Below are 2,937 nucleotides of genomic sequence, written 5' to 3' on the forward strand. Positions count from 1 at the left end.
CGTTCCCCGAGCTGCCGGCGGAACTGCAGCCCGAGACGGCGGCGAAGTAGCCGTGCCTCCCAGACGTTACGAACCGGCGCTCGACGTCGCGCGGCTGCCGCGGGTAAAACGCTGCATTTGACGAACTGTTACCGGCGTTTGACCCAGGCCCTTCCCCGCTCTTAGCGTGGAGACGAATCAAGAGCGCCAACTTCACAGCCCTGGCTGGTTGGCCGGCAACCCTCTACCGTAGCGGGGTGCTCCAGGTGATGATTCGGCCCGCCGGGCATGTCGGCAGGCAAGTACGCGTATCCACCCGCAGCAGCTCGGCCGCAGCGGATGCGCCCAAGCCCCAAGGACGCCATGTCGCTACACCATGACCTGACCCCCAACACGTTGCGCTCCGCCTTCGGCCGCTTCCCCTCGGGCATCGCGGCGCTGTGCGCGACCATCGACGGCGAGCCGCAGGGCATCGTCGCCTCCTCGTTCACCGTGGGGGTCTCCCTCGAGCCGCCGCTGGTGATGTTCGCCGTGCAAAACACGTCACGGACCTGGCCGCTGGTCCGCCGGGCCGACCGGATCGGCGTCTCGGTGCTCGGCACCGGGCACGACGGCGTCTGCCGCCAGATCGCGTCCAAGAACGGGGACCGCTTTGCCGGCCTGAGCCTGCACGGCACGGACGACGGCGCGCTTTTCCTCAACGACGCGGCGCTCTGGCTGGACTGCTCGGTGCACCAGGAAGTCCCGGCCGGGGACCACCACGTCGTGCTGCTGCAGGTGCACGGCCTGTCCACGCACGACGGCACGCACGAGCCGCTCGTCTTCCACGATTCCTCATTCCGCCGGTTGGAACAGCCGGCCTTCGTCTAGGACGCTTGGTCCCGGCCCAGCCCGCAGCCAGCTGGGCGGGCCGCTGGCAGCTACGGCAGCGGCCTGCCTCGGGCCGCCACCCACAGGGAGTACCACTCCTCGCGGGTCATCGCTGCTCCAACCGCCTCCGCCTCGGCACAGGCCCGGATCCGGTCCGGGCTGCTGGTGCCGACGACCGGCCGGATGCCTACCGGATGCCGCAGCAGCCAGCCCAGCACCACGGCTTCGGGCGGGCAGCCCTTGTCCCGGGCAAGTTCCGTGACCAGGGCTGCCGTTGCATGGTCGGCCGGGGGTGTGGCATCCCCGGGCGCGGAAGCATCCGGTGTCGCGGCCTCCGCTGCCGCACGCCCGCTGTACCGGCCCTGTGCCAGCGCGCCCCAGGCCTGCAGCTCCACCCCGTGGGCGGCGCAGTATTCCAGGGTGCCGTGCGGGAAGCTGATCCCCGTTCCCTCCGGGTGGTTCACCAGCACCCCCGACTCCAGCCAGTCGCGTCGGTACAGGCTCATCTCCAGCTGGTTCACCGCCAGCGGTTCATCCAGCGCCGCCTGCAGCCAGCGCATCTGTTCGCCGGACATGTTCGAGACACCAAGGCGGCGGACCTTCCCCGCCATTCGAAGCTCATTGAAGGCCGCGGCGATCTCTTCGGCCGGCGCCAGCGGATCCGGCCGGTGGATCAGCAGCGTATCCAGGTGATCGGTGTGCAGCCGGCGCAGGCTCTCGTCGGTGCGGGCCAGGATGGCTTCCCGCGAGGAGTCGTAGTGCCCGACCAGGCCGGGGACCGGCAGCCGGATGCCGCATTTGCCCTGCAGCCGGATCGAGTCGCGCAGCTCGGGACTTTCCGCCAGCACCCGCCCGAACGCCGCCTCGGCCTTGCCGTGGGCGTAGATGTCGGCGTGGTCGAACGTCGTGATCCCGGCCTCCAGCGCCGCCGCCACGGCCGCGTGCGCGGCCGCCACGTCGGCCGCTTCCAGCGGCCCGCTCCCCCAGCCACCGCCCAGCCCCATGCAGCCGAAAATGAGGCGCGATCCGGCGTCGTCCATTGACAGTTCCCCCTTCACTGGGCAGGTTTCCAGCGTACGACGGCGGCGCCCGGGCAGGCACCGGCGTCGGCCCCGGGTGATGCGGACGCCGAAGAACCCTCCCCGCTGCGGGGCGCCGGTTCAACTCCGCCAGCGTCAACCGGTGTGGCGGCGGAGGAACGCCACGCTGCGCTCCAGCACCTGCCACGCCGCTTCCAACTCCAGGTTGAACTGGAACTGGTGCCCCAGGCCGGCCTCGGTTTGGGGGAAGAACTCCTCCACGGCCGCGCCCTTGATCCGCAGCGCTTCGACCAGCCCGAGCGAGTGCGGCAGCAACGGGTCGGTGTTGCCCGCGGAAACGAAAGCCGGCGGGTAGTCGGCGCCCACATGCCGGGCCACGGAGGCCAGCGCGACGTACGGACGCTCCAGATAGTCCTTGGCCCCGGTGTAGGACCACAGCACCGTGCGCAGGTAGTTCTGGTTCCCGGCCTGGTCCGCCCCGGCGAGCGAGAGGTCGTACGCCCCGCAGTGCAGCAGCACCGCGCGCAGCCGTTCCGGCTTCATGGGCGAGGCGATGCCCAGCCTTTTGGCATAGTCTGGGTCGGCGATGACCAGCGCCAGTTGCGCAGCAATTTGCGCGCCCGCCGAGTCCCCGGCCAGCACGATCCGCTCGGTATCGATGTGCAGCCGGTCGGCATTGTGTTCCAGGTAGCGCAGCGCGGCGGCCGTCTGGCGCACCGGCGCCGGGTAGCGGCGCACGTGGGCCAGCGAATAGTCCACGCCCACGGCGGTGAAGCCGTAGGAGGCGATGATCCGAAGGTAATTGGCGACGTCGTTCTTGGTGCCGGAGATCCAGGCCCCGCCGTGGATCCAGACAATTGTCGGAAGGCGCAGCGAATCCTCGGCCGTCTTGTCCGGGAAGAACACGTCCAGGCGTGTATGCCCGTGGTTGCTGAGGTATTCCTGATCCAACACTTCGCTGATGCCGTCCGGCACGTGCCGGGCCATGGCGCGGGCCGTGCGCCGCCCGTCCCGTTCGGACAGCACCCGCAGCAGCACCGCCAGCGGC

At 70.1% G+C, this 2,937-nt stretch carries 3 protein-coding genes and 1 riboswitch; of the genes, 1 reads left to right on the top strand and 2 read right to left on the bottom strand.

The window, feature by feature from the left end; translation table 11 throughout:
* The first annotated feature begins 175 nt into the window (after nucleotides 1–175).
* A riboswitch (SAM riboswitch) is annotated at nucleotides 176–290 on the top strand.
* 52 nt (nucleotides 291–342) lie between these two features.
* Entirely contained in the window at nucleotides 343–849 is a 507-nt protein-coding gene (locus AC5RV2_RS16500) for a flavin reductase family protein (RefSeq protein ID WP_494093232.1), read from the top strand.
* 50 nt (nucleotides 850–899) lie between these two features.
* On the opposite strand, the gene AC5RV2_RS16505 is transcribed toward AC5RV2_RS16500, so the two are convergent.
* The gene (locus AC5RV2_RS16505) at nucleotides 900–1,889 is read right to left on the bottom strand and encodes an aldo/keto reductase (protein WP_494093233.1); all 990 of its coding nucleotides are present in this window, start codon (nucleotides 1,887–1,889) and stop codon (nucleotides 900–902) included.
* Between the two features lie 135 nt (nucleotides 1,890–2,024).
* On the bottom strand, nucleotides 2,025–2,937 hold a 913-nt coding region (locus tag AC5RV2_RS16510), incomplete at its 5' end, for an alpha/beta hydrolase (protein ID WP_494093234.1).

Source organism: Arthrobacter sp. Y3225116 (assembly GCF_059091245.1).